General features: G+C 33.9%; 26 protein-coding genes and 1 tRNA gene. 2 read left to right on the top strand and 25 right to left on the bottom strand.

The genetic code is table 11. The features are described 5' to 3' along the window. Positions 1-71: 71 nt before the first annotated feature. The 10 genes from PRVXT_RS03965 to dinB form a co-directional block, all read right to left on the bottom strand. Positions 72-1,736, bottom strand: a complete 1,665-nt coding sequence (locus PRVXT_RS03965; RefSeq protein ID WP_350344391.1) for a peptide-binding protein — start codon at positions 1,734-1,736, stop codon at positions 72-74. Between the two features lie 287 nt (positions 1,737-2,023). Continuing rightward, positions 2,024-3,688, bottom strand: a complete 1,665-nt coding sequence (locus PRVXT_RS03960) for a peptide-binding protein (protein WP_350344390.1) — start codon at positions 3,686-3,688, stop codon at positions 2,024-2,026. Between the two features lie 456 nt (positions 3,689-4,144). Beyond that, entirely contained in the window at positions 4,145-4,702 is a 558-nt protein-coding gene (locus PRVXT_RS03955; protein WP_350344389.1) for a lytic transglycosylase domain-containing protein, read from the bottom strand. A gap of 26 nt (positions 4,703-4,728) precedes the next feature. Next, positions 4,729-5,325 (bottom strand): dephospho-CoA kinase, encoded by a 597-nt coding sequence (gene coaE / locus PRVXT_RS03950; protein WP_350344388.1) that lies wholly within the window; start codon positions 5,323-5,325, stop codon positions 4,729-4,731. Positions 5,326-5,475: 150 nt separating this feature from the next. Then, on the bottom strand, positions 5,476-6,096 hold the full coding sequence (gene ytaF, locus PRVXT_RS03945; protein ID WP_350344387.1) for a sporulation membrane protein YtaF: 621 nt from the start codon (positions 6,094-6,096) through the stop codon (positions 5,476-5,478). Between the two features lie 61 nt (positions 6,097-6,157). Continuing rightward, a complete protein-coding gene (gene mutM / locus PRVXT_RS03940; RefSeq protein WP_350344386.1) occupies positions 6,158-6,973 on the bottom strand; it encodes a bifunctional DNA-formamidopyrimidine glycosylase/DNA-(apurinic or apyrimidinic site) lyase in 816 nt (271 codons plus the stop codon). Positions 6,974-6,990: 17 nt separating this feature from the next. Then, complete coding sequence (gene polA / locus PRVXT_RS03935) at positions 6,991-9,492, bottom strand: DNA polymerase I (RefSeq protein WP_350344385.1); 2,502 nt, start codon at positions 9,490-9,492, stop codon at positions 6,991-6,993. Positions 9,493-9,672: 180 nt separating this feature from the next. Next, complete coding sequence (locus PRVXT_RS03930; RefSeq protein WP_350344384.1) at positions 9,673-10,221, bottom strand: hypothetical protein; 549 nt, start codon at positions 10,219-10,221, stop codon at positions 9,673-9,675. 30 nt (positions 10,222-10,251) lie between these two features. After that, positions 10,252-10,800: an RNA polymerase sigma factor gene (locus PRVXT_RS03925; RefSeq protein ID WP_350344383.1), complete on the bottom strand. Its 549-nt coding sequence runs from the start codon at positions 10,798-10,800 to the stop codon at positions 10,252-10,254. Beyond that, positions 10,754-12,004 carry a DNA polymerase IV gene (gene dinB, locus PRVXT_RS03920; protein WP_350344382.1) on the bottom strand — a complete coding sequence of 417 codons (1,251 nt, stop codon included), beginning with the start codon at positions 12,002-12,004 and terminating at the stop codon, positions 10,754-10,756. The genes PRVXT_RS03925 and dinB overlap by 47 nt, the downstream gene beginning before the upstream one ends. A 237-nt stretch (positions 12,005-12,241) precedes the next feature. On the opposite strand from dinB, the gene PRVXT_RS03915 reads away from it, so the two are divergent. Further along, positions 12,242-12,700, top strand: coding sequence for a GNAT family N-acetyltransferase (locus PRVXT_RS03915; RefSeq protein WP_350344381.1), 459 nt, complete (start codon positions 12,242-12,244; stop codon positions 12,698-12,700). Between the two features lie 31 nt (positions 12,701-12,731). On the opposite strand, the gene PRVXT_RS03910 is transcribed toward PRVXT_RS03915, so the two are convergent. From PRVXT_RS03910 to PRVXT_RS03880, 7 genes are all read right to left on the bottom strand, one after another. After that, entirely contained in the window at positions 12,732-13,172 is a 441-nt protein-coding gene (locus PRVXT_RS03910) for a hypothetical protein (RefSeq protein ID WP_350344380.1), read from the bottom strand. A 256-nt stretch (positions 13,173-13,428) separates the two neighbouring features. Beyond that, positions 13,429-13,626 (bottom strand): YwbE family protein, encoded by a 198-nt coding sequence (locus PRVXT_RS03905; protein ID WP_350344379.1) that lies wholly within the window; start codon positions 13,624-13,626, stop codon positions 13,429-13,431. An 84-nt stretch (positions 13,627-13,710) separates the two neighbouring features. Next, entirely contained in the window at positions 13,711-14,253 is a 543-nt protein-coding gene (locus tag PRVXT_RS03900; protein WP_350344378.1) for a DUF5698 domain-containing protein, read from the bottom strand. 626 nt (positions 14,254-14,879) lie between these two features. Continuing rightward, complete coding sequence (locus PRVXT_RS03895; RefSeq protein ID WP_350344377.1) at positions 14,880-15,929, bottom strand: DUF5700 domain-containing putative Zn-dependent protease; 1,050 nt, start codon at positions 15,927-15,929, stop codon at positions 14,880-14,882. 384 nt (positions 15,930-16,313) lie between these two features. Then, on the bottom strand, positions 16,314-16,544 hold the full coding sequence (locus PRVXT_RS03890) for a hypothetical protein (protein ID WP_350344376.1): 231 nt from the start codon (positions 16,542-16,544) through the stop codon (positions 16,314-16,316). A gap of 1 nt (position 16,545) precedes the next feature. Next, complete coding sequence (locus PRVXT_RS03885) at positions 16,546-16,728, bottom strand: hypothetical protein (RefSeq protein ID WP_350344375.1); 183 nt, start codon at positions 16,726-16,728, stop codon at positions 16,546-16,548. Positions 16,729-16,817: 89 nt separating this feature from the next. Further along, on the bottom strand, positions 16,818-17,135 hold the full coding sequence (locus PRVXT_RS03880; protein WP_350344374.1) for a hypothetical protein: 318 nt from the start codon (positions 17,133-17,135) through the stop codon (positions 16,818-16,820). Positions 17,136-17,568: 433 nt separating this feature from the next. Between PRVXT_RS03880 and PRVXT_RS03875 the strand changes: the two genes are divergently transcribed. After that, on the top strand, positions 17,569-17,754 hold the full coding sequence (locus PRVXT_RS03875) for a hypothetical protein (protein ID WP_350344373.1): 186 nt from the start codon (positions 17,569-17,571) through the stop codon (positions 17,752-17,754). Positions 17,755-17,849: 95 nt separating this feature from the next. Here the strand turns inward: PRVXT_RS03875 and PRVXT_RS03870 are convergent, their stop codons facing one another. The 8 genes from PRVXT_RS03870 to yfmH all read right to left on the bottom strand — a co-directional run bounded on the left by PRVXT_RS03870 (position 17,850) and on the right by yfmH (position 26,287). After that, positions 17,850-19,661: a ferrous iron transporter B gene (locus PRVXT_RS03870; RefSeq protein WP_350344372.1), complete on the bottom strand. Its 1,812-nt coding sequence runs from the start codon at positions 19,659-19,661 to the stop codon at positions 17,850-17,852. A gap of 18 nt (positions 19,662-19,679) precedes the next feature. Then, a complete protein-coding gene (locus tag PRVXT_RS03865) occupies positions 19,680-20,672 on the bottom strand; it encodes a lysylphosphatidylglycerol synthase transmembrane domain-containing protein (RefSeq protein ID WP_350344371.1) in 993 nt (330 codons plus the stop codon). A 34-nt stretch (positions 20,673-20,706) separates the two neighbouring features. Continuing rightward, entirely contained in the window at positions 20,707-21,249 is a 543-nt protein-coding gene (locus tag PRVXT_RS03860) for a methyltransferase domain-containing protein (RefSeq protein WP_350344370.1), read from the bottom strand. 148 nt (positions 21,250-21,397) lie between these two features. Continuing rightward, the gene (locus PRVXT_RS03855) at positions 21,398-21,676 is read right to left on the bottom strand and encodes a FeoA family protein (RefSeq protein ID WP_350344369.1); all 279 of its coding nucleotides are present in this window, start codon (positions 21,674-21,676) and stop codon (positions 21,398-21,400) included. A gap of 489 nt (positions 21,677-22,165) precedes the next feature. Further along, the gene (locus tag PRVXT_RS03850; protein WP_350344368.1) at positions 22,166-23,416 is read right to left on the bottom strand and encodes an MFS transporter; all 1,251 of its coding nucleotides are present in this window, start codon (positions 23,414-23,416) and stop codon (positions 22,166-22,168) included. Positions 23,417-23,656: 240 nt separating this feature from the next. Then, positions 23,657-23,743: transfer RNA gene (locus PRVXT_RS03845), tRNA-Leu, on the bottom strand. A gap of 59 nt (positions 23,744-23,802) precedes the next feature. Further along, positions 23,803-24,966, bottom strand: a complete 1,164-nt coding sequence (locus PRVXT_RS03840) for an iron-containing alcohol dehydrogenase (RefSeq protein WP_350344367.1) — start codon at positions 24,964-24,966, stop codon at positions 23,803-23,805. A 52-nt stretch (positions 24,967-25,018) separates the two neighbouring features. After that, positions 25,019-26,287, bottom strand: coding sequence for an EF-P 5-aminopentanol modification-associated protein YfmH (gene yfmH / locus PRVXT_RS03835; RefSeq protein ID WP_350344366.1), 1,269 nt, complete (start codon positions 26,285-26,287; stop codon positions 25,019-25,021).

The following is a 26,287-nucleotide window of genomic DNA, read 5'->3' as shown; positions in this document are numbered from 1 at the left end:
AAAAAGCCACATTTATGCTAACCATAAATGTGGCTTTTTTTATAAATCTAGAAGCATTTTTTATGTCACTTCTATTCCGCAGAAATATCTTCAAAATACCATTGTTCAGAATAGTATAAAGCAGTTTCCCCAACTTTATATCCTTCTAAATTAACTGGTAAGGCTCTTGTTCTTGTTTGAGCAAATAAGAACGTGTAGGGCAAATCTTCAGACATTATCTGTTGAAGTTCGGCATAGTATTCGGCACGCTCTTCAGGATCTACAGAAAAGCGCCCCTTCTCTATTAACCGATCCACATCTTCATTTTCATACCCTATATGATTAAAACCTGTGTCGATGTTATCGCTATGGAAGATATTATATGGATCAGGATCTGACCCTAAGTTCCATCCCAGTATCGCTACATGAAACTCACCTACATCTATATGATTACTTAGGAAAGTTTGCCATTCTACTAGTTCAGGGTTTGCCTTTACTCCTACTTCTCTTAGCTGTTCTTGAGCTATTACCTGCATATCAACCCTAATGTTATTTTCTGGATGAGTCAACAGTGTAAACTCAAGCTTCTGATTGTCAATATCACCATCTAGATGTCTATAGTCTGATCCATCTACTTCTTTCCAACCAGCTTCGTCTAATAATTCTTCAGCACGTTCTGGATTATAGTCAAACTTGGTTACATGGTCTTCTGAATACGCCCAAGAAGATCTAGGGAAGTGGCTGTGCATTAGATAACCTTGACCGTCTAATATTTGATCAATTATTTGCTGGCGATTAAATGCATGGGTAATTGCTTGACGCACCTTAACATCTGTAAACGGATTTACTTTGTCTTCACCAAAAGCATCTTCTCTGTGGTTGTACTGAAGCGCAGTGTATCCCAAATCGTCAATTACTTCAAATTTTAAAGTGTTATCTCCTTCAGGACCTTTTTCATCCATTATATGCTCTCTTTCTTCAGGCGTAAGAGCCGCCATATTAATGTCCCCCTGCTCTAGCGCTCTCATCTGAGCTTCTGAATCCTGTACATCTATAAACAAAATTTCTGAAATAAATGGATAATTATCATCCATCCAATAGTTTTCATTTCTTCCAAGTCTAACATATTCACCGTCTACCCATTCTCCCCATACAAAGGGACCTGTTCCTATTACTGGTTGAGTTCGACCTCTGTTTGCTGGATGAGCGTCAAGCTCTGACACATCCTCTTCAACTTGGTCTATAAATATGTGTTTAGGAATAATGCTAAAAGCCAGGTTATTCAGTATAGGACCAAAGGGTTCACTAAGGTAAAATTTGATTTCATAGTCATCAATAATTTCAATTTCTTCAATGGCGGTAAAGTTTCCACCTCTAACACCTGGGTAATCTGGGTGCATCATGGTGGAAAAAGTAAACTCCACATCATGGGCTGTAAACTGTTCACCATCATGCCATAAAACATCATCTCTTAGGTTAAAGGTAATCTCTAAATCGTCATCACTAATATCCCAGTCGGTAGCAAGATGAGGAACTAATTCAAACTCATGATCTCTTCTCATCATACCATCAAACATAAAACCAAGAACATCAGCAGAAGCCGAATCCGTATACAATATTGGATTAAAGCTATCTGGGTCACCTGCCATGCCATATATTATTTGTCCACCTACGTCAGGAACTGCTGGTCCACACCCAACAGCAAAACCAACTAAAAGCATCAAACTCAACACCAAAATCAAACTTTTCTTTAACAATTTTTTCTACCTCCTTTTAATAACAATCTTAAATATTACTTTCATATTACATATTATTCGGTGTATTTTGTAATATTCCTGCAACAATTTTAATTTTTTTATTTTTTTTGGTTTTTAGAGGGTGTTTCGCGACTTCACTTGAAATAAATCTGTAACTTTTCAAATTGTTTGTTAGACCAAATTATCCCTCTGTCTTTCCTTTTACACCCCGAACTAAGTACCGCTTTACTATAAGAGCAAAAAAGTAGCCCTGACTTGATAGTCAAGGCTACTTAGTTTAGTAAGTTTTATTCATCAGAAATTTCTTCGAAGTACCATTGTTCAGGATAGTATAAAGCAATTTCTCCAACTTTATATCCCTCTAAATTAACTGGTAAGGCTCTTGTTCTTGTTTGAGCAAATAAGAACGTGTAGGGCAAATCTTCAGACATTATCTGTTGAAGTTCGGCATAGTATTCGGCACGCTCTTCAGGATCTACAGCATAACGCCCTTGTTCTATTAAACGATCCACATCTTCATTTTCATACCCTATATGATTAAACCCTGTGTCGATGTTATCGCTATGGAAGATATTATATGGATCAGGATCTGACCCTAAGTTCCATCCTAGTATAGCTGCATGAAACTCACCTACATCAATATGATTATTTAGGAAAGTTTGCCATTCTACTAATTCAGGATCTGCCTTTACTCCTACTTCTCTTAGCTGTTCTTGAGCTATTACCTGCATATCAACCCTGATGTTATTTTCTGGATGAGTCAACAGTGTAAACTCAAGCTTCTGATTGTCAATATCACCATCTAGATGTCTATAGTCTGATCCATCTACTTCTTTCCAACCAGCTTCGTCTAATAATTCTTCAGCACGTTCTGGATTATAGTCAAACTTGGTTACATGGTCTTCTGAATACGCCCAAGAAGATCTAGGGAAGTGGCTATGCATTAGATAACCTTGACCGTCTAATATTTGATCAATTATTTGCTGGCGATTAAATGCATGGGTAATTGCTTGACGCACCTTAACATCTGTAAACGGATTTACTTTACCCTCACCAAAAGCATCTTCTCTGTGGTTGTATTGAATAGCAGTGTATCCCAAATCGTCAATTATTTCAAATTTTAAAGTGTTATCTCCTTCAGGACCTTTTTCATCCATTATATGCTCTCTTTCTTCAGGCGTAAGAGCCGCCATATTAATATCACCTTGCTCTAGCGCCCTCATCTGAGCTTCTGAATCCTGTACATCAATAAACAAAACTTCTGAAACAAACGGATATTCGTCATCCATCCAATAGTTTTCATTTCTTCCAAGTCTAACATATTCACCGTCTACCCATTCTCCCCATACAAAGGGACCTGTTCCTATTACTGGTTGAGTTCGACCTCTGTTTGCTGGATGAGCGTCAAGCTCTGACACATCCTCTTCAACTTGGTCTATAAATATGTGTTTAGGAATAATGCTAAAAGCCAGGTTATTCAGTATAGGACCAAAGGGTTCACTAAGGTAAAATTTGATTTCATAGTCATCAATAATTTCAATTTCTTCAATGGCGGTAAAGTTTCCACCTCTAACACCTGGGTAATCTGGGTCCATCATGGTGGAAAAAGTAAACTCCACATCATGGGCTGTAAACTGTTCACCATCATGCCATAAAACATCATCTCTTAGGTTAAAGGTAATCTCTAAATCGTCATCACTAATATCCCAGTCGGTAGCAAGATGAGGAACTAATTCAAACTCATGATCTCTTCTCATCATACCATCAAACATAAAATCAAGAACATCACCAGAAGCCGAATCCTGATACAATATTGGATTAAAACTATCTGGGTCACCTGCCATGCCATATATTATTTGTCCACCTACGTCAGGAACTGCTGGTCCACACCCAACAGCAAAACCAACTAACAGCATCAAACTCAACACCAAAATCAAACTTTTCTTTAACAATTTTTTCTACCTCCCTATATTTTTATCACATTACTTTACAGTTACTATATTCTACATTATTTGTAATACTCCTGCAAAGTTTAAATATTTTTTGTAATATTTTTTGGCAAACCTTTTAAATGTTCAGTAATAGGGTTTACTTCTATATTTTTATATGATAAAAGTTGTTGTTTGCCTTTCTGTGACGGCTTAAAACTTCTCTAGTACCTTTTTGTAAATATATATGCAACTTTATATTTTATTTTATAATTTAGCAACACCTTATCGATTAACGGTGTCCCACCCGATTTTATTTCTAAAACCCTTAATCTAATTGTAATAGTATAGTAAGAAAAGTGGGGGGGATATAAAGTTTTATTTCAAAATAAAGCCTCTAATTAATTTAAAATGAGAACCGTGTTCAAACATTGATAATATAATGTTTGAACACAGTTCTCATTTTTTGTGAAAATATATTTAGTCGTAATAGATTTCTCTATATTTCTTATGGGCTATATTAACTTTGTATACATATTCTCTAGTTTCTGCAAAAGGAATGTCAGCTGCAGAATTTAAGGTGCCATCCCATAAACCTTCTTCTAACCATCTACTCACATTACCACGACCGGCATTGTAAGCTGCAATTGCAATAGTTTTGTCATCATAGTAATCTATAAGATGTTTTAAGTACCATGATCCTAAAGCAATATTTGTTTCAGGGTTTAAGATATCTTCGTTGTTGTTAATCTCAATATCTTGCTTTTCTCCAATCCATTTTGCTGTATCAGGCATTAACTGCATTAAACCTAATGCTCCTCTTCTAGATACAGCGTCTTCATTATACCTACTTTCTATCCTAATTATAGAAAAAATCAAATAGGGGTCTAAGTCATATTTTTCACTATACTCATAAACAAGTTCATTATACTCTGTTGGGTACAGATGTCTCCATAATACATCAGTTTGTTGCAAAACAAATAATATGGCTAACACTAAAATTATTATAAGTCCGTATACCTTAAACCTTGTCTTCAATATATTGTCCCCCTAACTCTTTGACACTATTTCACCCTTTTTTCCCAAAGAGATAAAATTTGCTCTCTTGTCTGCCTTCTAGTTCCTGTGTTGTCAATAATTACATCTGCCACCTTTTTCTTTTCTTCTAAAGACATTTGAGCCTGAAGTCTTGCCTTTGCTTGTTCTTCAGTAAAGTTATCCCTATTAATCAACCTATTAATCTGGGTCTGTTTATCTACCGCTACTAACCACACTTCATCCACTAAATCTACCATATTGGTTTCAATTAACAGCGGCGCATCCAAAACTATCGCTTTATATTTATTCCAACTTTTCATCTTTGATATTTTGTTTTCTATTCTTTTAATAGCCTGAGGATGAACTATGTTATTTAGGTCTGACAATTTTTTTTCATTTCCAAAAACTATATTACCAAGCTTTCTTCTATCTATTGTATTATCATGTCTTAAAATTTCATTCCCAAATCGTTCTACAAGCTTTTCCCATGCAGGTGTCCCTGGTTTTGTAACTGCTTTTGCCTCTATATCTGCATCAATAATTTTAGCGCCCATTCTTTTTAATAGCTTTGAAATAGTGCTTTTTCCGCTAGCTATACCTCCAGTCAATCCTATGATTAACACATTATTCCCTCCTAATATATTTATGCATCATTTTTTATAACAAACCTAGTTTCCAAATTATATATAAAGGTTTAAATGGCTTGCCATCGTTTTCTTATAAAGCTTTTTTATAATATAAAACAGTCAAGCGAAAAGCTTAACTGTTTTATATTATAACAGATTAATTGCGCCAAGGGTAAAAAATATTATCCCCGGCAATAAAACTAAAATACCCTGCCATGAAAGGTTAGAAAATAAATTTCCAACATAAAGTCCTGTACTCAACATTATACCCTTAAAAAGAACAACTGTTAATGCCAACAGTTCAGGATTTGCTCCAGAGAGGGCTGCTCCAAAACCAGCGCCAAAAGCATCCATAGCTAAAGCTACTCCTAGCAATACACCCTCATAATAGCTTATGGTTCCTGATTTATCGATATCAGCAGCCATAGGCTGTTTTAATATTGCTAATATATTAAGATACCACTTTCTATGGTTAAAACCAACTTGCTTTGCCTTAGAAAGTAACGTTTTTAATCCATTTCCAAACAAAAATAGACCCATAATCATTAAAATAGCCGCTCCGATGTACTCTGAGGTATTTGGCGTAACAAAGTTAGAAAAAATCCTACCACCTAATAAGCTAAGATAGATTGCAAACCCGGATGCTATTGAAACTAAAATTATTGTAATTGTGCTCATCCTAACCTTGTTTATACCATATGCCACACCCGCACCTAGCCCATCAATACTAACAGCCATACCTAACAACAGCATTGCCCAAACTTCCATATAATCACCTCTTGATTTTAAAGGTGTAATAATATATGGTGTTTGAGCAAACGCTGTGAGTCTACCTCTGGCAATTTGGGCAAAAAACCGTTGTCCTACCAGATATTTTACTGTTTTTTAACCCTTTATTGCAAAGCAAACATTTTTGACCCTTTCTACCATATACATGTAGATGCTGTTGAAAGTTCCCACTTTCCCCTTTTGAATTTTTATAGTCTCTAAAAGTTGTTCCTCCACAGTTAATTGCTTTTTCTAACACTAGCTTAATTTTATCAACTAATATGCACGCTTCCTGTTTGGTTAACTCCCTCCCTTTTCGGTTGGGGTGTATCCCCGCTAAAAACAAACATTCATCGGCGTAAATATTGCCTAAGCCAGCTATAATAGTTTGATCTAAAATAACAGTCTTTATCGCTCTGTTAGATGATAATTTGCCTAACATATATCTGTGGTTAAACTCTTTACTTAAAGGTTCTACCCCTAAGTTAAAATAACCTTTCTCTTTATATAATTCTTCCTGATGCAAAAGTGACATAGTGCCAAACCTTCTAATATCATTAAAGTTCACTGCTAGATTCTTACTAAACAAAAAACCAACCCTTGTGTACTTTGTGACCTCTTTTTCACCAACCACAAGTGCACCTGTCATACGAAGGTGGGTTATAAGTTTATAATCTGCATCCAGCTGAAAAACTATATATTTCCCTCTTCTAAACACATCCAAAACCTTTTTACCTTCTAATATATCTTCAAAATCGTCTGATGTGTTAGGATTTTTTACGGTGTTAACGTTATAAACTTTTACATCCTCCACATACCTATCTTGCAAAATTTTAAGTCCATCTACTACATTTTGCACTTCCGGTAACTCTGGCATCTACCATTCTCCTTTTCTTACTCCATGTTATACCAATTATTACCTTTGTTAACATCGACAGTTAACGCTACATCTAACTTTATTGTTCCTTCCATCAATGTTCTAATTTGGGGTATAACTTGGTCAGCTTTGCTTTTATCTATTTCAAATACCAAATCATCATGAACCTGAAGTAACATATCACAGGCAAGATTAGCTTTATGGATATCCACCATGGCTTTTTTGATTATATCAGCTGCTGTCCCTTGTATAGGTGTATTTACTGCTGTTCTTTCTGCAAAACTTCTACGATGAAATGAACGACTGTTTATCTCAGGGATATACCTTCTTCTATTAAACAGTGTAGTTACATACCCTTTCTCCTTTGCTTTCTCAACTGTTTCTTCAATAAAACTTTTTACGCCTACATATCTTTCAAAATATCTATCGATATATTCCTTAGCTTGCTTCCGGCTGATACCTAAGTTTTGTGATAATCCGTAATCACTTATTCCATATACTATGCCAAAGTTTACAGCTTTTGCATTTCTTCTTTGCTCATAAGTAACCTCTTCTAAATCAACCCCATAAACTTCCGCCGCTGTTCTAGTATGAATATCTTGCTCTTTTTTAAAGCCATCTATCATAACTGAATCTTGGGACATATGGGCCATTATTCTTAGCTCTATCTGAGAATAGTCCAAAGAAACTAAAATATTATCTTTTTGGTGGGGCACAAATATTTTCCTTACCTTTCTACCTTCCTCCACTCGAATAGGTATGTTCTGCAGATTAGGCTCAGTACTGCTTAATCGACCAGTAGCTGTTATGGTCTGGTTAAAGTGGGTGTGAATTTTTCCGTCATTTTTGCCTATCAACCCTTCCATCCCTTCTAGATAAGTTGATTTTATCTTAGCCACCATGCGATATTGCAACAAATGCTCTATAATAGGATGCTCGGTGCGAAGCTTTTCCAGTACCGATACATCTGTAGAGTATCCTGTCTTAGTTTTCTTTATCACCGGTAAGTTTAATTCTTCAAAAAGAATTTTCCCCAATTGTTTTGGTGAGTTTATATTAAACTTTTCATCAGTATAGGAGTAAATTTTCTCCTCCAAATCGGCAAGCCTTTTTGAAAACTCATCTTTTAGTTCAGTTAAATGTTCTCTGTCTATGTTTACTCCATTTCTTTCCATAGTATATAAAACTTCCGTAAGAGGAAGTTCTAATTCTAAATATAGCTTCCAAAGCTTTTTCTCCTCTAGTTCCTTTTTAAGGTTTTGAGCTATGTTATAAAGGGCATAGCTATAATTTTGTGGAAATTCATCACACACAGCAGTGTTTCCAATATAGTTTGTGGACAAAAACTCCATTGTATATTCTTTTTGTTCTGGTTTTAAAAGGTATGCCGCTATAACCGAACAAAATTTCAACTCCTTTGGCTGACAGCCTATATCACTTGCTTTGTGTAAAACACTCTTTTTATCATAGCATATTTTATCTATGCTTTCATCACACAAAAACTGATTCATCTGTTTTTCATCTTCCAGCTTATAAACCAGTTTACCGTCGCAGACATAGATAGTACTATCAGTCCACCAAAAAGCAACCTTTTTATTTTGTAAATCTTTAGCGTTAGTATTACCTTTTATTTCTAACTCCTTTAATTGTTGCTGAGGTGTCTCAATATTAAGCTTAGGCAGTAATGAGTTAAATTCTAAATCCATAAACATATCTTTTAACTTTACATCGAAAATTCCTATGTTTAGATCTTCAAACTTGAAATCAATTGGCACCTCTTTAAAAATTGTAGCTAGGTCTTTGCTAATAAATGCTATATCTTTATTGGCCTTTAGTTTTTCACGCATTTTAGGCCCACCGCACTCTTCTACATTTTCGTAAACACCTTCGATATCTTTATACTTTTTGATAAACTTTAGCGCTGTTTTTTCACCGACTCCTGGCACACCGGGAATATTATCAGAAGAGTCGCCCATCAAGCCTTTTATATCAATAAACTGTGCGGGGTTGATACCATAAACTTCCTTAAACTTTTCCACATCGTATCTTTCTGTGTTGGTAATCCCTTTTCTTGTCAACATTACTTCAACAGACTCATCCACTAATTGTAAAATATCTTTATCTCCAGTAACTACCGTAGTTTTAAGCTTTTGCCCTTTAGCTTGTTCACAAACAGTTCCTATTATATCATCTGCTTCATAGTTCTCCGCTTCATAAAACTTTATATTCATAAGCTCTAGCATCTCTTTAACTGTTTTAAATTGCTCTCTAAGCTCATCTGGAGTGCTAGGGCGATGTCCCTTATATTCCTTGTATGTATCGTGTCGAAAGTTTTTTTTCCCTTTGTCAAATGCCACTAACATATAATCTGGTTTTTCATCTTCTAACATTTTTAGTAGCATGGTGGTAAACCCATATACCCCATTAGTGTAACGACCACCTTCAGTTTGCAAAAGAGGTAACGCAAAAAAAGCACGATAAATCAAACTATTGCCATCAATTACAATCAATTTTTTCATAAATTAAACAACTCCTTATTTACTATATCTTAATTATACTCCATTTTAGTTGAGATTTCCTTTGGCATTTTTCAAAACTCCCTTTGCTAGTATTTACCACTGTCGTTATTTGAGCTGTAAAATACCAGTACTTGGCGCTTTTTACGCAGCAATTCCCGGGACTTATCCGATAATTTTATATCAACTTTTTTTGGTTTTTAGATAATTCCATCCAAAGGGAACTAACAGTATCACCGCTATAACAATATACATTATTCGATCCACCACTAACTGTATCAAGTTATCAGCATCATCCAATTCAGTTTTTTCCTCTTGAATAATGTCCATTTTTTGAAACTCTTCACCCTGCGGTCGCTCTGGTAATTCTGCACCTAGTTGGCCTAAAATATCGACGCTTATAAACAATAACAATAATACAGCAGCAATTGCACTAGCTTTGTATGCTATAGCTAAGGGACGTTTTTGTTTTTGTTTATGTTTATTCTTATCGCTAATTAACTGTTGGCTTTTAGCTTGTTTCAAAAAATCATCCCTCAAACCTTCCGGCATTTTAATCTGATTATTATCTGTAAGCGACTCCCTATATGTTAATGCAAAATCATATTTCCCTTTACAACTTGCACATCTTTTAATATGTTGCAAAACTAGCTTACTTTCTTTTTTACTCAATGGAGAGTCATAACTTTTTTCTATAATTAACTGGATGTCATTGCATTTCATAATTTTCACCGTCCTTACTACTTAGACGAATATTTTTTATCATTGTTCCAATGTTGAGTGCAATTCCGCTAGCTTTTTTCTTGCTCTATAAAGAGAAGATTTTACTGAACCTTTGGGGATATCTAGATGATGCCCTATTTGCTCATATGTCAACCCTCTAAATTCCTTTAATATAATAATGTTTCTATACTTATCCTCTAGTTTCCCTAAAGCTTTAAATAAATTTAAATACTTATCCTTGTTTTCCATTATTCTATGAGGATCATTAACTACTTTTTCTGTACTTATAGGAACATTTTTTAAAGCATCGCTATGCTTTTGGCTAGTTTTTAAAAAATCTAAACAATAATTGTATGCCAAACGATATATCCAAGTCCCAAGCTTACTTTCACCTTTAAAACTATGAATCTTTTCTAACACTTTTATCAGAATTTCTTGGGTAACATCCTTGGCATCATGTTCGTTCTTTGTAAATTTATAGGCAAGGGCATAAATGTTATGCCCGTAATACTCCAATAGTTTATCTGCAGCCCATTCTTCTTTATTTTTTAACCCTTTTATTATTTTCTTCTCTATTAGCTTTTCCACGTAACTTTTCCTCCATAATTACGTTTGGAGCGGATGCCCTAAAAACAGAGCTCTCCCCGTATTTTGTTAAGACCTCATCTAAAGATTCCAAAAGCTTTTTTTCTTTTTCATCTTTCTTGTCTGTATAATCGAAAAAGCTTAGTTGAGCGGATTGCTGGGAAGTTAAATTTGCAACCCCAACCCCTAATAGCCTAATTGATTGTTTTTCAAACCTTGTTATATCTTTTAGAAGTCTAACGGCATTTTGTGATATATCTGACGAAAGCATAGTTCCCGAACTAATGGCATACTGTCTTGTTATCGTTTTGTGGGAACTAAACTTCACCTTTATATACACCGTTTTAGCCTTTATATTTTTAGACCGCAGCTTTCTGCTAATTTCATCAGATGTGGAGTAAACCACACCTCTTAAATAATCTCCATCTATAATATCCTCTTTAAAGGTATACTCTCTACTTATGGATTGTGCCTTTTGAACTGTTTCTACAGCTCTATTGTCAATTCCTCTTGCTAAACTCCATAACTGCGTTCCCATTTTATTAAAGCGTTTAGTTAAAAAACTTTGAGAGCATTTTTGTAAGTCTGCCACCGTATAAATCCCCAATTTATTCAACTCAGATTTTAGCTTTGCACCAACTCCCCATATTTTGCCCACATCCATAGGCAATAGAAACTCATTAACCTTTTCTGGATGAAGGTAGGTAATACCATTAGGCTTCCTATATTCAGAACATAGCTTTGCTAAATATTTATTGGGAGCTATCCCCAATGAACATGTTAACTCTGTTTTTTTAAATATTTTATGTTGAATTTTTTTCGCTATATCAAGAGAACTTCCCCACAGTTTTTCACAGCCTTCAACATCTAAAAAAGCCTCATCGATAGACAGTGGCTCTACAGCTGGGGTAAAGCTATGAAGTATCTCCATAATAACCTTGCTTTCATCAGCATATTTATTTTTGTTAGGTGCTATAAAAACGCCTTCAGGACATAAGCGCTGCGCATGAACAGCAGACATAGCTGATCTTACTCCAAACTTTCTAGCTACGTAACATGCGGTGGAAACAACCGCCCTCGGATTTGCTTTGGGGTCATTAGCTATAATCACCGGCTTATATTTAAGTTGTGGTCTATCTCTTTTTTCCACAGCGGCAAAAAAAGAATCCATATCCATATGTATAATTGGGCATTCTATTTTAATCACCTCCCATGGGCTACTGGGCATCAGATTAATCTAACACCTTTTAGAGTGACAGTATAGTTAAGGTTATTATACCACTACTAAAACATCTTTTAAGCAATTTAGCAGCTGTCTACAATTAAATAAAAATAGTTGTTTATTATTCTAAAGTTTATCAAAGGGAAATTCTTTTAGCAAATTACCAAACTATGTAGTTTAAGCAAGTAAAATAAGGTAATATATATAGAGAGGAGTGATTCTATGAACACAAATGAAGAAATTGTTTTAGCAACTTTTTCAGACCTAAGCAATGAGGATCTTTACGAAATTATGAAACTTAGGGTAGATATATTTGTGGTAGAACAAAATTGCCCATACCCTGAACTTGACAATAATGACCAAAAAGCATGGCATTTGTACTTAAAAAAAGATGACAAAATAGTTAGCTATGCCCGCATCCTTTTTAAAGAAAGCAGCGCAGCTATAGGCAGAGTAGTAACCCACAAATCTTATCGTGGTTTAGGTCTTTCTCAAACAATACTAGCTAAAGCTATCGAAACTATAAAAACAAAGACAAAATACACAAAGATACATTTATCTGCCCAATTTTATATAGTTGACTTATATAAAAAGTTGGGCTTTAAAGTTGTATCGGAGCAATATCTAGAAGATAATATTCCTCATGTGGATATGGAGTTAAAAATCCCAAAGTCTTTCTAAACTTTGGGATTTTTACATGTATTTAACTCACTTAATTTTTGATTTCTCTTCTTTTCATAAATAAAAGAACCAATTGATAAATAATTAGAATAACAGTGATAAAAGCTGGACCTATTAAGTGTTGAACTAGGTTTCCAGGGGCCGCTTCAAAAATATTAGCTAATAATATACCTATTCCAAAAAATATAACACAGGCTGCTATATTAACATAGATAAAAAAACTTAAGAGTTTTCTATGCTTTTTCATGATAATCCAAACTGCTACTGTTACAATTATTATTAGCAACAAAACTTCTATAAAATAAGTCCAACTACCTAACCGACTAAGCTCCGTAAATGTTTCTTGACTTAACTGCTCCTTTTCCATCAGCTGGTTTCTTATACCATCTTTATATAGTTCCAGCCCAAAAAAACAACTGTTAAGAATTAAGAGTAAACTAACGAATATCCACCCAATTTTTTTATGTGTCACCCTATCACCTCCTGTTTATAACCTTTTTATTCATCCATAAGATATTTATGAAAATGATACATAGCTACAGATTTTTAAAAGAACCTCGTTTTATTGACCAAAAATTTGTTTAAGGTCAGTTGTTTTGACATGTATTTCTATCTATAAGCGATATTATATTATTTTATAAATTTTTACAAGGGCAAAACGAATAAAGTTATTTTCTGTACTTATCACCATAAAAATAAGAGCACCTAGCTATTTAAGCTAAGTGCTGTTATTGCTGCAGTAATTCTTTAACTCTTCCTACTACACCATCTTCAAGCATTACTTTAATTCCATGTGGGTGAGTATGGGACTTTGTCAGTATCTTTTGGACAATTCCCTCCGTCAATTTTCCAGATTTTTGATCTTGTTTTTGTACAACCTTCACTCTACTGCCTTTTTCTAAGTTTCCTCTAGTAATTAAGCTCATATCTTAACCTCTTTTCTAGTTTTAAAATCAATATACTTCTTAGAAATTTACATTTTAGCTAAGCGGCTACATTTTCACTACAACTTAAACTGGTTTTACTATTCTTGTTGTGGTGATCTTACCCTCTACCTTATTAAGATTCTTTATCTTTAACGTAGGATCATTTAGGCCACACTTCTTGATAATATCTTCAAAAACTTTAAATTCTTTTCTCATTATTACAACCTCTACCTTGTATCTCCTTCCACCGTTATTACCTCTAGCTAAGTAATTGTTCACGGTATAGCCTTCTTTTCTAAGTTTTTCAGCTACTTCTACCATTTTGTTTTTATTATTTAGAAATACATCTATTTCTAGTATTCCAAGGGCAAGCTTTTCTTCAATCTTACCTCCTATAAATACACCAAGTGTTTTCCCTAATGCATAAGCAACGGCAAAATGAATTCCGTCCGAATTGGCTACCTGCCCAACAACGGTGGCAAAAATCATCGCATCGGCAAAAACTAAAAAATATACCGGGTTCATAATCTTTTTAGCTAACAAAATGCTCTTTAAAGTCGCTAAAATATTGGTAGTCGCTGTAATTAAAAACAAAGAAACAAGCGCTAGCATTATATTTATTTCCATCATAAACACCTCCTTCATATATATTGTTGTTAGGTATTTGCAAAACTTTACACCCCTGCTATAACAGGTTTTTTTGATATAGAACCATTTTATTGACATGTCACCTCCGAACTACCTAGTGGGAATGCCAAATAATATGTTCTTTATAAAGGTTTAAAATCTGGTCATTTTGCAATTACCTATAGAAAGTTAAACTTTAGTTTTTTCCCATAAAAAAACTAACATAAAAAAATTATGTTAGCCAAGACAGTATCGAAATCATCAAGCAAAAATAAATAAAAACTTGAATGAAGACTATATATTTTTTAATAATTTTTATATGGGAAATTCAAAAACAAATCAAATCCAACTGATATTATAATTTATCCTCAAAATCTAAAATTAAGATATAATAGATTAACATACAAAATGAAAGCATCTTTAGATAATTAAGCTTTCTATAAAATTATTGCAAATATAATTTTAATACTTATGGCTAATATCTTTAACCCAAAATAGAATTATATCACATATTTTATACGATTACAAACCTTTATCTTATTTCATAAAACTTTCAGTCTTATGACGTTCAGTTTTCAACACTAATCATCTAATTACTGGTCAAAGTAGGAGAGATTATACAATTACTAAACAAGCATCCTTTCCAGACTTTTAATAGTAGACTGTTGGAATTGAAAGGCGTCTGTTTTCGCTGAAGCTTGATTATACGTTAACAAAAATTCTGTTGGCTTTAAAAATATTTCTATTAACTTTGCCCTCCCCAATTCTCTATCTATCATCTTACACATATGACAACCCAGATTTTTGTCCTTTGGTTCGCCTCCATCTGCGTTGAAGGTATACTGATTTAAAATATCTATCATTTCACTATAGCTTACTTTATTATCTATAATTGTCTTTAAATCCTGCTCTAGTTGTATTAACATTGCATCCTTTGATAAGTTTCTCTGATTTATTGCATTTTGATATTTTTTTGCAAAATCGTTTCCATATGATTCAATTAACAGTGGATACATATTGTGTCCCTGATTAAAAAAATATGTGGCTGCTCCCTCACTCATCAAAGCATCACTTAATTTCAATAAAGCACTTTGGTTATTTTTTCTAGAAAGCAATAATTCACGAATAGGATCTTTATCTAGCCAATATTTTAAGCCAAGATGATGATATTCATGAAGAATAATTCCTTCAATAAGGTCAAGATATTTTTCTTTAGAAGGCCATATCATTATATACATCAGCATGGTTTCAGCATCCACTATGCTTCCAGCATTTATACCATCAACGACAAAATGAATATCAGCATTTATTGGTGTATTTGATGGTAGAGTGGGCTTTAAAGCTTGTTGGAACTTATTGAAGTTATATGACTTAATTAAATCAATTTTCTTGTTTAGCAACTTTTTATTTTGAATCAATAGCATAAAATTACTATGCATTAGTTTTTGAGCCTGACTTTCACAATAGTAGTCTAATTGATTAAAACCCGAGTAAACTATTTCAATATATTCATTTTTTGTAATAGCACCATTATAAAACTCCATCATCTTTTGGAAACCAATGTTATCTGTTAAACCTTCAATAAATAGTTCACACTTTGCTTTATTTTTGTACTCTCCCATCTGAATAAACTTTTGAAACTTCTGAACCATAGAAAGCTCTACTCTTATTTGCATTTTATTCCTCCTTACATTACATTGTAAAGCCCCGCAACTTAACCTCTACTGCCACATTATAAAATTCCATAATAGTATTCCTCTGGGTCAGTTAATAACACCTTTTTTTAAATACTCTAAAAAAACACCTAGACAATACTTGGTTTGCTTTGTACACCATTGTTAATTTTTTGAATGTTATAATAATGTTACAGTTATCTAACTCTACTGTCAATGCAAATTTAGAATCTTAACAAATTTCTTATTAAACTTGCAGATAAAAGTGTAAACACAAATGATAAATTCTATTCCAATATCAAAAGATGCATGAGAATTTAGACCTAGAATAACTATAAAGTGGCTTTTTAAAAACAGTATACTGTTTTTAAAAAGCCACTTCTTTTGCTAGTCTAAATAAGCTTTCTTGTGTAATTCGTATAAGTTCTGTATCAAATATAAAGTTCCATTTAAGCCCACAAATGGGGCATATGGATAAATATTATGTTTATCTAAATTAGGATTAGAAATCTGAAACTTCAGCCTGCTTTTGCTAGGAAGAAGTAAAGTCGAACCATCAGCTAAAAGTAGATAAAATTCTTCTTCATTTAGACATTTTTCAATCTCTTGCTCGCTCAAGTTACTTCCACTTTTGAGGAATACATTCTTTTGCTTTTTTGCACATACTATGCTTTACAATTATTGATTTGACTTCCAGTCCTAACTCTTGTGCCAAATCTGCTAGACCTATCACTATATCATAATTACCAACTAAAATAGTATGTTTATTCTCCAACCTCCTAACCATAAAATTAAACTTCATAATATGACTTTAACGGTGCAACATGCAATAATTAAAGACTCACCATATTCAACGGTGAGTCTTTATATGATGCGCTAATTCCCTTTACTTTAAGCTTTATTAACCCTTTTTTGTCTCATCTCAATAATTTTAATAACCAAAAAGGCTAAATGGACAAGAAAAATCCCTACAACTGCAAAAGACATATATGGAACATATTCTAAGTGATGATGTATTCTATGTAACTCGGTGCGAACTTCCCAAAACCTAAATTCCTCTTGCAACTCAATCTGTCTTTCAAGCACATCAGCACTTGACGCTTCCGCAATTTCAGTAGGAAAAACTAAAAACACTATTGTTAAAACCAACACTATACCTAGAACACTAATATTTTTTTTGCTTAAAAAATTTTGTTTTATTGTTTCCATTTGAAAACCTCCTAATATTCTTATTATAATTTTTCAAAACTATAAACTATTGCTTTACTGCCCTCCCTCCTCTAATCTGTTATACATATAATAACTTTTTGATGCAACAAGTATTGGCTTATGAAAATAACATAACTTTTAACTACGTTTTGAAACATGGCTAAAATAACAGCTGTAAATAAATTCCTTTAATGCCTGTTAAATTTACTTGAGTGCATCGGCGGTAGTGAATGAGAATTATTCTCAGGACACTTCAAAAAACTAACGTTGAGAATTGTTCTCACCGTTAGTTTTAACAATACACTTTTCCTCTCAAATAGTCAAGTGTTTTTTAATCCCTATAAATCTTTTCTAAAAAAATGCATTGATAATAGTTTTCATTTACAATGTTGTTATAATATTAATAGCATAAATAAAAGGGAGGTATATTAAAATGCAAAGACATTTTAATTTTAGGGTTAAAGTGCAGGGTTTGTTTCCTGTTGTTATAACTTTGATTGTTATTTTTAATATAAAAAACGTTATGATTACTATTAGTTGGGCTCAACATAACTTTTCTAGTTTAAAAAATTTTGCCATTAAACCCCTTTTGGGCGGCTACAATATTTTTTATTGTTAGATTTATCTTTGCTGTACTTAACCCCCCACAAAAAATAGCGACACAAAACAAAACTGGCAGGCAATCTAATGATTACCTGCCAGTTTTAGTTGTAATTAAAATAGCAAACCACCAACTCTAGCTACAATCCCTCCTACTAAAAAGGCTAAGGAACTAGTTAGTACTAAAATAAATAATGCCATTTTAATGTTAAACTCTCTAGCCAAAGTAGCAAGTATTGCTACACAAGGAACATAAAGCAACCCAACAATAGCACCAGTAAAAAGCTGCAAGGTAGTTAAGTCCATCTCAATAAGAGGAATAACGGTAAGTTCACGCCTAAATATTCCTAAAATCAAAGGAACAGAAGCTTCAGCAGGCAATCTTAACCAGCTTACCACTAAAGGACTTAAAGCTTCACCAATCCATTCCATTATTCCACTTTCATATAAAAAAGCTGCAACGCCTATGATAGCCATCATAGGAAGAACGCCTTCTTTTAAATAATTCTTAACCTTCGACCAAACCTTTTTTAATATAACTTCTCCCTTTGGAAAAAGCAACTCTGGTACTTCCATTATAGTGTAGGGTCGGCTTCCTGGTAATATCTTATCTATAGTAAACCCAGCTAAAAAAACCACTGCAAAAGAGAATAAAAATACTAATAGCAATGCTAAAATAGATCTTTCCGCCATAAGCGCTATAAAAGCTCCCGATTGAGCTACGCAAGGTATTCCTAAAGCAACCATTGTAGAAACTGTAATTCTTTCTTTTCTAGAGTTCAAAGATCTAGTTGCCATAATTGCTGGTATTCCACATCCATATCCTAAAAGCAATGGAACAATACTAGAACCAGGTAAACCTAGCTTACTTAATAGACCATCTAACAGCACACCTAACCTAGGAAGATATCCGCTGTCCTCCATTATACTTAAAGCAAAATAAAAAGAAAGAACATAAGGCAACACAAGAGTAAGAGGCCACTCCAGGCCCTTTACCAGAACTCCATATTCTCCTATTAAAACGTTAAGAATAAGTCCTTCAGGAACTATTAGCTCCACCACCGATGATATCGCAGGGATTATATATCCTCTAAAAAGAGGTAACAATAAGTATTTTCGAAGACCCATACCAACTCCAACAACAACACCAAAGACCGCCGCCAAAATTAATATAGCAAGGGGAATTCCTGGCCATGGTTTTACCAAAGCTGCACCCCATATTTGACTTCTTGTCTTTTTTATAACTTCAGGCTTAGTTTTAACTTGTTTAGTAATTTTTTCAGCCTTTTCCCACAATTCATTTTTGACCTTACCGTCATCAAGTTTTTTAGCTGTTTCATTCTCTCTTGTAGCCCCGGTTGATAAAACACCTTTTAACAACTCTTTTAATACATCTACACCTTTTTTCTCAACAGCGACTGTTGGAATCACAGAAACTCCTAAAAGTTTAGAAAGATACTGGACATCAATCTTTTCCCCACGTTCCTCAATAATATCCATCCTGTTAAGGACAGCAATGGTAGGTATGTTATACTCCATTACTTGAAATAAAAGATATAGACTGCTTTCAAGGTTATGGGCATCTAGTACACAAATAACGGCATCAGGGCTTTTAGCCAAATTTACAGATTGAAGGCCGCCATCTTCATGGCAGTTTTTTGTTTTGGAACGATTTGTTCTACCTTGCAACATTTCTACTGCCACCTGTTCAGCTTCATTTGTCGCTTCCAGTGTATATGTGCCTGGAACATCAATCAAATTTGCTTTCAAATCACCTAGGGTAACTTCTCCAGCAGTAAACTCAACAGTAGTCCCAACATAGTTTGCAGCACTTATGTTTAATCCCGTAAGATTGTTAAACATTACACTTTTTCCTATGTTAGGCTGCCCTATCATAAGAATATTTGGTTTTTCTTGATTTTTCACCATTTCAACCACCTTCTCTCACTTTCCGTTTTTATCTTTCGTTTTATTTATATAGTAAATAGCTGGAATTGCAGATATCAATAAAGGAATCCAAAAAGTAATTACACGAGTCATTATAGCTATAGAAAATGCTTCATGGGGAGCTAAACCCTCATACGCCAAAACTAGAGCTAAGGTTCCTTCAAAAGTAGCTAATCCTCCTGGTAGCAGTGGAATCATGCTAACTAAGTATGCACTAAAGGTAGCTATTATAACAATAACAGGATTAAGTTGAAAACCTAGTATCCTAGCTACTAAATAAACCTTAACCGGATAAAAACTCCAGACCACAAACGCGATTGCAAACAATAAAACCCGTTTTCGGAAGTCAGTAACAACTGTTTTTGATTTTAACGAAGTTTCCTCTAAAAAAAATTGCACTTTTATAACTTTATTTTTAATCTTTTTAAAAACAGGGCTTTTATTTTGCTCAAATTTGTAAAAAAGCCGCTCTAAAAATGAACCTTTAAAATTAAAAATAACAAAAAACAAACAAAAAAATAATACCAAACCCAAAAAAGCTAATAATATAAACAATGGTAGATCAAAACTTAAAAATGCAATAAAAAGTGTTAAAAAGCTAATAATTAAAAAAGGAAACAGAGAAATAAATTTACTTACCAATGTTATTGCAGTAATTTCTGTATATTTAAGAGCTGTTTCTTTTTGCATTAGATATACTTTCAAAGCCTCTCCACCAACTTTTACTGACGGAGTAACACTTTCCACAAAAGAGCCTGCTAAATTTATTCCAAAAACATTACTTAAGGAAACCTTACTAGATTTCTGTCGTAACAGATAATACCAAATAAAACTTGTTAAAAACAAAGTACATAACTGTAACGCTGTCATTAGAAGAAGTTGATTAAAACTCATTCTGCCAATTACATCTAAAACCTCATCGTAACCTAAGACTACAGTTAACACAAGAAAAAAAAGTATCGCCACTAATAATAGAAATGATTTTTTCAAACTCTTTTACCTCCACACTTTTAAAAGCAAGCGATTAGCTGATATGATAAAGATATGATTCCTTAAAAGTCTTCATCTTTTGACTTATTTTACCGTCAGGTACATATTTGTCAGGCAAACTTCCGTATTCATTTTCATAACCAACAGCAGGTTGACGGAAAACAACCCTTGCTCCTGGACTTTTTGTCAACTTAAGGTTCTCCAGCATTGTCGCTTTTTCTTTTACATGTAACGCAATAATAGCTACAGTGAAATCCGGAAGATTTTCTACAATCCCATCACCTAAAGCTATCTCTATGTTTTTTTGCAACTTATATTTTGATAAACACTTTTTAGCTTTTTCAACAGCCTCTTTGTCCTTATCCAAAGCAATAACTTTGGCACCTGTCATTTGGACTATATGCAATGCAGTAAACGGAATAGCCCCACAACCAATGTTTAGCACTACATCATTCGAGGTTATATTAGCTAACTTAATCTCATTACGCATAACATTTTTATAGATACTATGATATAAATAAAAAGCGGGATAAAATTCACAACACATTTTTTCAACTGAAGTAAAAATTCTCTTCATTGTCTAGCCTCCGATATGTGCTTTTTAAGGAATAAATACATCAAAGCAAGCATCAAATTTAAACTATGCTTGCTTTGAATAAAATCGACGCCATATTCATTTAAATGGTAACAATTATCAATTAAATCTAAATAAAAAAATCAAACATTTAATTATCAATTGAATCTACGATAATTTTTTCTGCAACATCAGCGCCTATTGCTATGTTCCTACCATCAACAGAACAAAGTAAAGGTCCATTGAATAACTCCCTAGCCACAACTTCAACTGTTTTTTTTGCTCTAAACCCTAAGGAGGCTAAAAAAGAGTTAGCTGGAACATCTACTATTACACCCTGTTCGCCGGGATTTAATTGTTCTAAAGATTTATTTTGCAAAACGGTTTCAACCATCTTGTCTTTATACAATCTGTTAGCATCAACAGCCATATCCAAACACTCCCTTTCAAAATTTATGTATTTGAGAATGACTTTCACTTCACTTACAATTATATTGCAGTTAAAAAAATTTGTCAATGGTTTCATATAAAATAGAAGAAGTTTTAAATACCCACTGGAAATAGTCAGTGCGCTACCGCTAATTGCAATTTTTCCCAAATCTCAATAAAAAGCTTCTTATATCTTTTCCAATTTCTTCACAAAAATCATCCAGATTCTTACTTTTTAGGATTTCCCTCAAAGTATCCAACCCAGTTCACCTCTTTTTTTAATACAATTTATTTCATCGTATCAGAAAAAAGATTATTAAGATAGTATTATGTAAAAGATAATTTGAATACAGTAGTCTTGAAACAAAAACAAGGCATTTAGCACGCTCTTTGCTAAATGCCTTTTATATTTATATTGTTAAAGATAAAATTTAACAAAAGTAATAACTGTCATATTCTGAATAAGTATAATGGCTCTATTCCAAGCTTTTTACCCTGACGAAGATACATTAATGTTGTTAACTGTTGATTTAGGTAGGTATTTTCCACTAAGGTAATAAAAACATAAGGTTACCGCCACTAGTATCACCGAAAGGAATAACCAGCTAACGGAGTAATTCCCATTTATATCTGCAATAAGCCCAAAAAGCGGTGGCCCAATAATAACTCCTACCCTTATAAAAACCAGAGAAATTCCCGTAGCAGTACCCATCAGTTTATCTGAGACAATATCCCCTACTGCTGTAAAGAAAAGACCTGGGATTCCCATGCTGGTGGCCCCAAAGAAAAATACTAAAGTATAGACTCCCAATCCAGTAATATACCCTGCGGGGACCAAAGAACCCATCATCAATGTACAAAGAGCCGATAACAATCCTATTATCAAAAACCCCTTCCTTCTGTTGCCATTGAGAATAGTATCATTGATATAACCCCAGCTGGGTTTGCCAAAAATCCCTCCCATCTGAAAAATGGCCAGAGCAATACCGGCAAGGCCAGGAGTAAAACCTATATCTTGATCCAAAAAAATGACCAGGTGGGTGGTGGTAGTGGCCAAAGTAAATCCAAAAAGAAAACCCATCATTGCCACACACAGTAACCCCTTATTCTTAAGAAGTAACTTCATATCCTCTTTAAAATTCACTTCAGCCTTAGATTTAACATCTACCTTGGGTGGATTATAAAGGACTATCAACATCAAACTAAAACCGACGGCAACAATACCAGCAATTAAAATAGCTGTCTGCCAACCATAGAGCTGCCCCAGAATAGGTAGTAGGCTTGCTCCTAAGACACCGCCAATACCGCTACCAGCCTGGGAAATGCCTAGGGCGCTGGCCCGTCTTTGAGGAGGGGCAATTTCCATTACCCCTTTATTTACCGCAGGTGTTATGATGCTAAAGCCAATACCGGTGAAAAAGGCCAAAATCAAAAGAATCAGCAAACTTGGGGCAAAAGAATGCAACACCATCAATGAGCCGACAATAAATGTTCCTATTACTAGGCTCTTTTTAGAGCCTAGGGAATCCACAACCCGTCCGCTAAATACAGCTATAACAGTGGCACTTAAAAAGAAAAAGGTAGAATAAAGCCCGGCTTGAGCGCTGGTAATTCCTAAATCTGCCCGCACCAAAGTCAGTATAGCTTTAAACCCCTGAGTGCTCAAGCTAACAGCTATATAAGCCATGGAGATAATTAATAATTTAGTGTAATTTAATTTTCCTGCTGCTTTAGATTTCACTGTAATCCCCCTGACAATGAAAAGAAGCACCAAAAATAGTGCCGTCTATTATTATTTAGACTTACTAAATATATTCGCTGAAAGTCGTAAAAGTCCTTCCTAGCCCCTTAGAATTCTATGACTAACTTTGTTATAACTTCCGAAAGTGTAAAAGTTAAATATAAAGTTAGGCTTTTAAATTAAACACAAAAAAAAAGGCATTCTGCAAGCTATGTGCTAAATGCCTTTAATATTCATATATGGTGCCGAAGGTGGGACTCGAACCCACACGAGCATAAGCCCACTTGATTTTGAGTCAAGCGCGTCTGCCAGTTCCGCCACTTCGGCTTGTTTCATAAGTTTAATCTTACCATACATTTATGAGTATTGTCAATACCCTACCATCATCACTCTTTTGAGCTATATGCCTGCTCCAATACATTTTCTATTTCATGTTTATCGGGAATTACAGGACAACTTAATAGCCCGTCATCTTTTGCAATTATGCCTGCAATATGTGACAGTTCTTCCCTTTTCACTCCGAGTTGGGATAAGGTTAGGGTAGGAGATATACTATCAACCATTTGTTTTAGTTTATCTATCCCTTCTTTTGCTAAAGTCTCTTTTTCCGGGAAATAGTTCTGTTGTTGCTGTTGCATAAATATCTTATTTGCTATTTTAGAAAACTTTTCCAGTCTTGAAGGAACGGTAAGATGTAGATAGGGATACATCACACACCCACATATTTCACCGTAGTCTACCTGATATTTACCATAAAAGGCATTGGCTGTGGCTGAAACCATTCCTAGCATGCTATTGTTTACGCTATAAGATGCTAGTATTCCTGCTACCTGAATTTTTTCAAAAGCTTCCTCATTTGATGAGTCGGAATGTAAGTTATAAATCCCTGAAATAAGAAGTTCTAAAGCTGACATGGTAATAGCATCACTATATAAACTTGATAAAGTTGAAACATACCCTTCTACTATAGTAGAAAGTGTTAGGTTGATACCAGAAGCCATCTCTCTCGGTGTTAGCAACACTGGAATTTTACTATCAACAATAGAAACATGAGGAAAGAACGCATCCCCTGATAATGTTCTAGTCTTTTGTTTGTCAGTATCTTTTATAAAAGCAAAAGGAGTGTTGCTGAAAGTAGTAGCTAAAGTTGTGGTAGCAGTCACTAAGTTTAGCCTTGGTCCCTCAGCAAAAGTATATGAACCCCAATCAAACTTATCCATATTTTTAGCCTTATAAGCTACTACTTTAGCAGTGTCAATAACATCTCCACTTCCAAAAGCTACAATGGTATCGATATTATTTTCTACGGCTAGTTTTGCTGCTTCATTTACTTTATTAACACTTGTTTCTTTATCGATTTCGCTATAGTGCAAATATTTTTTATCATGGGGTAAAAAATCATTTAGTTTTTGCAGGTAATTTTCTTTTTTGTCTGTTATTATGAGGACTTTCTCTGCTTTTAACTGATTTAATTGCTCAGGCAAAAACTTCAAAACTGATTCTCCAGCTATCACAGTTGTAGGATTTTTTGTTTTAAACCACCTATTCATAAAATGTCCTCTCCTTCTTTGGTAACAGTTTTCTTGGCCTGCACAAAACCTACTATTTTTTGTTTACCACAGAAATAGCAGACATGTTGTAATCAATATGTTCTTTCATTCTATTTTCTACTTGCTCAAAGGTTATTCCTTCAATAATTTCATTTTTATCGAAAAAACTCCCTCCCCTAAAATGCTCACTCATGAACCCGAGAACTACATTTTCTAAAGAGTTAAGCTCCATTAATGTTATCCCTTGTATCTTCTTTTTGTTTATTATAAAGTCTTCTTCGTTAAGACCTTGTTCTAATGCTTTTGTAAATTCATTTTTTAAATGTTCGTAAGTTTTGTTAGGATCTTCAGTTTCACATGAGAAAATTGTATGTCCATATCCAGTTTCCGTTGTATATTCTATGTTAAAAGAATCATCAATTATTCTTTTTTCATACAAATCATTGTATAGCTTAGAACTTTTTCCTACTAAAGTTTCTAACCCTAGCAAGGTAGTAATTTCTTTTTCAAACAACTCTTTTCCTGATTCCTCAACCTTTTTATCCTTGAACCCAAAGTTTAGTGAGTTCCGGGAAATTTCCATATCAATACTTATCTCTTTTTCCTTTGGTATAAAAGTATCTTGTAAAAAGTTCCTATTATATTCTGGAACATCCTTGAACTTTTTAGGCTTTTGATTTTGCCCTACAAAGTCATACAATTCTTCTATTTTTAAGTCTCCTATAACAAATAACGCCATGTTAAGAGGATTATAATATTGCTCATAACATTTATTAAGCATGTCTACGTCAACTTGGTATATATCTTCTTTGGTGCCAGCGATATCTTGGTTAATAGGGTGTTTAGGGTATAACCCGTTTAATAAGTTTAAATACCCTACCCAATTGGCATCATCTCGATACATTTCTATTTCTTGGGCAATAATCCCCTGTTCTTTTTTAACATTTTCTTCGGTGAAATATGGGGTTTGTACAAAATCTAATAACAGTTTAAGACCTTTGTAAAAATTAGAAGTACAAGAAAAGTAGTAGCTTGTATTATTATGAGTTGTAAAAGCGTTTACAGATATACCTAATTTTGAAAATTCATCCTCAACATTACCATTTGGATTTTCAAACAACTTATGCTCTAAGAAATGTGCAATGCCGGGCTTTAGTTCCATGAAATCTGTTTTAAAGTCTATTCCACCAAAGTTAGAGGCAAGTACAGCAAAGGATTTTTTGTAGTTTGGTCGTGGAATATAAAACACTTGGAGTCCGTTAGGCATTGTAAAAGAAAAGTAGCTTTCGTCAATTTTTCTATATTCATATGAGTTGAGCAT

The organism is Proteinivorax tanatarense (assembly GCF_040267685.1).
GTDB classification, from domain to species: Bacteria; Bacillota; Proteinivoracia; order Proteinivoracales; family Proteinivoracaceae; genus Proteinivorax; species Proteinivorax tanatarense.
The sequence above is the reverse complement of the archived record's forward strand: the minus strand, read 5'-3'. Positions and strand labels throughout refer to the sequence as shown.

Coding starts and splice junctions, on each gene's coding strand:
- PRVXT_RS03860 (WP_350344370.1), bottom strand. CDS start 21,249: ATGAAGAGAATTTTTACTTCAGTTGAAAAAATGTGTTGTGAATTTTAT.
- yfmH (WP_350344366.1), bottom strand. CDS start 26,287: ATGCTCAACTCATATGAATATAGAAAAATTGACGAAAGCTACTTTTCT.
- PRVXT_RS03875 (WP_350344373.1), top strand. CDS start 17,569: ATGCAAAGACATTTTAATTTTAGGGTTAAAGTGCAGGGTTTGTTTCCT.
- PRVXT_RS03855 (WP_350344369.1), bottom strand. CDS start 21,676: ATGGCTGTTGATGCTAACAGATTGTATAAAGACAAGATGGTTGAAACC.
- PRVXT_RS03915 (WP_350344381.1), top strand. CDS start 12,242: ATGAACACAAATGAAGAAATTGTTTTAGCAACTTTTTCAGACCTAAGC.
- mutM (WP_350344386.1), bottom strand. CDS start 6,973: ATGCCAGAGTTACCGGAAGTGCAAAATGTAGTAGATGGACTTAAAATT.
- PRVXT_RS03895 (WP_350344377.1), bottom strand. CDS start 15,929: ATGCAAATAAGAGTAGAGCTTTCTATGGTTCAGAAGTTTCAAAAGTTT.
- PRVXT_RS03880 (WP_350344374.1), bottom strand. CDS start 17,135: ATGGAAACAATAAAACAAAATTTTTTAAGCAAAAAAAATATTAGTGTT.
- PRVXT_RS03840 (WP_350344367.1), bottom strand. CDS start 24,966: ATGAATAGGTGGTTTAAAACAAAAAATCCTACAACTGTGATAGCTGGA.
- PRVXT_RS03885 (WP_350344375.1), bottom strand. CDS start 16,728: ATGAAGTTTAATTTTATGGTTAGGAGGTTGGAGAATAAACATACTATT.
- PRVXT_RS03900 (WP_350344378.1), bottom strand. CDS start 14,253: ATGGAAATAAATATAATGCTAGCGCTTGTTTCTTTGTTTTTAATTACA.
- PRVXT_RS03905 (WP_350344379.1), bottom strand. CDS start 13,626: ATGAGCTTAATTACTAGAGGAAACTTAGAAAAAGGCAGTAGAGTGAAG.
- ytaF (WP_350344387.1), bottom strand. CDS start 6,096: ATGGAAGTTTGGGCAATGCTGTTGTTAGGTATGGCTGTTAGTATTGAT.
- polA (WP_350344385.1), bottom strand. CDS start 9,492: ATGAAAAAATTGATTGTAATTGATGGCAATAGTTTGATTTATCGTGCT.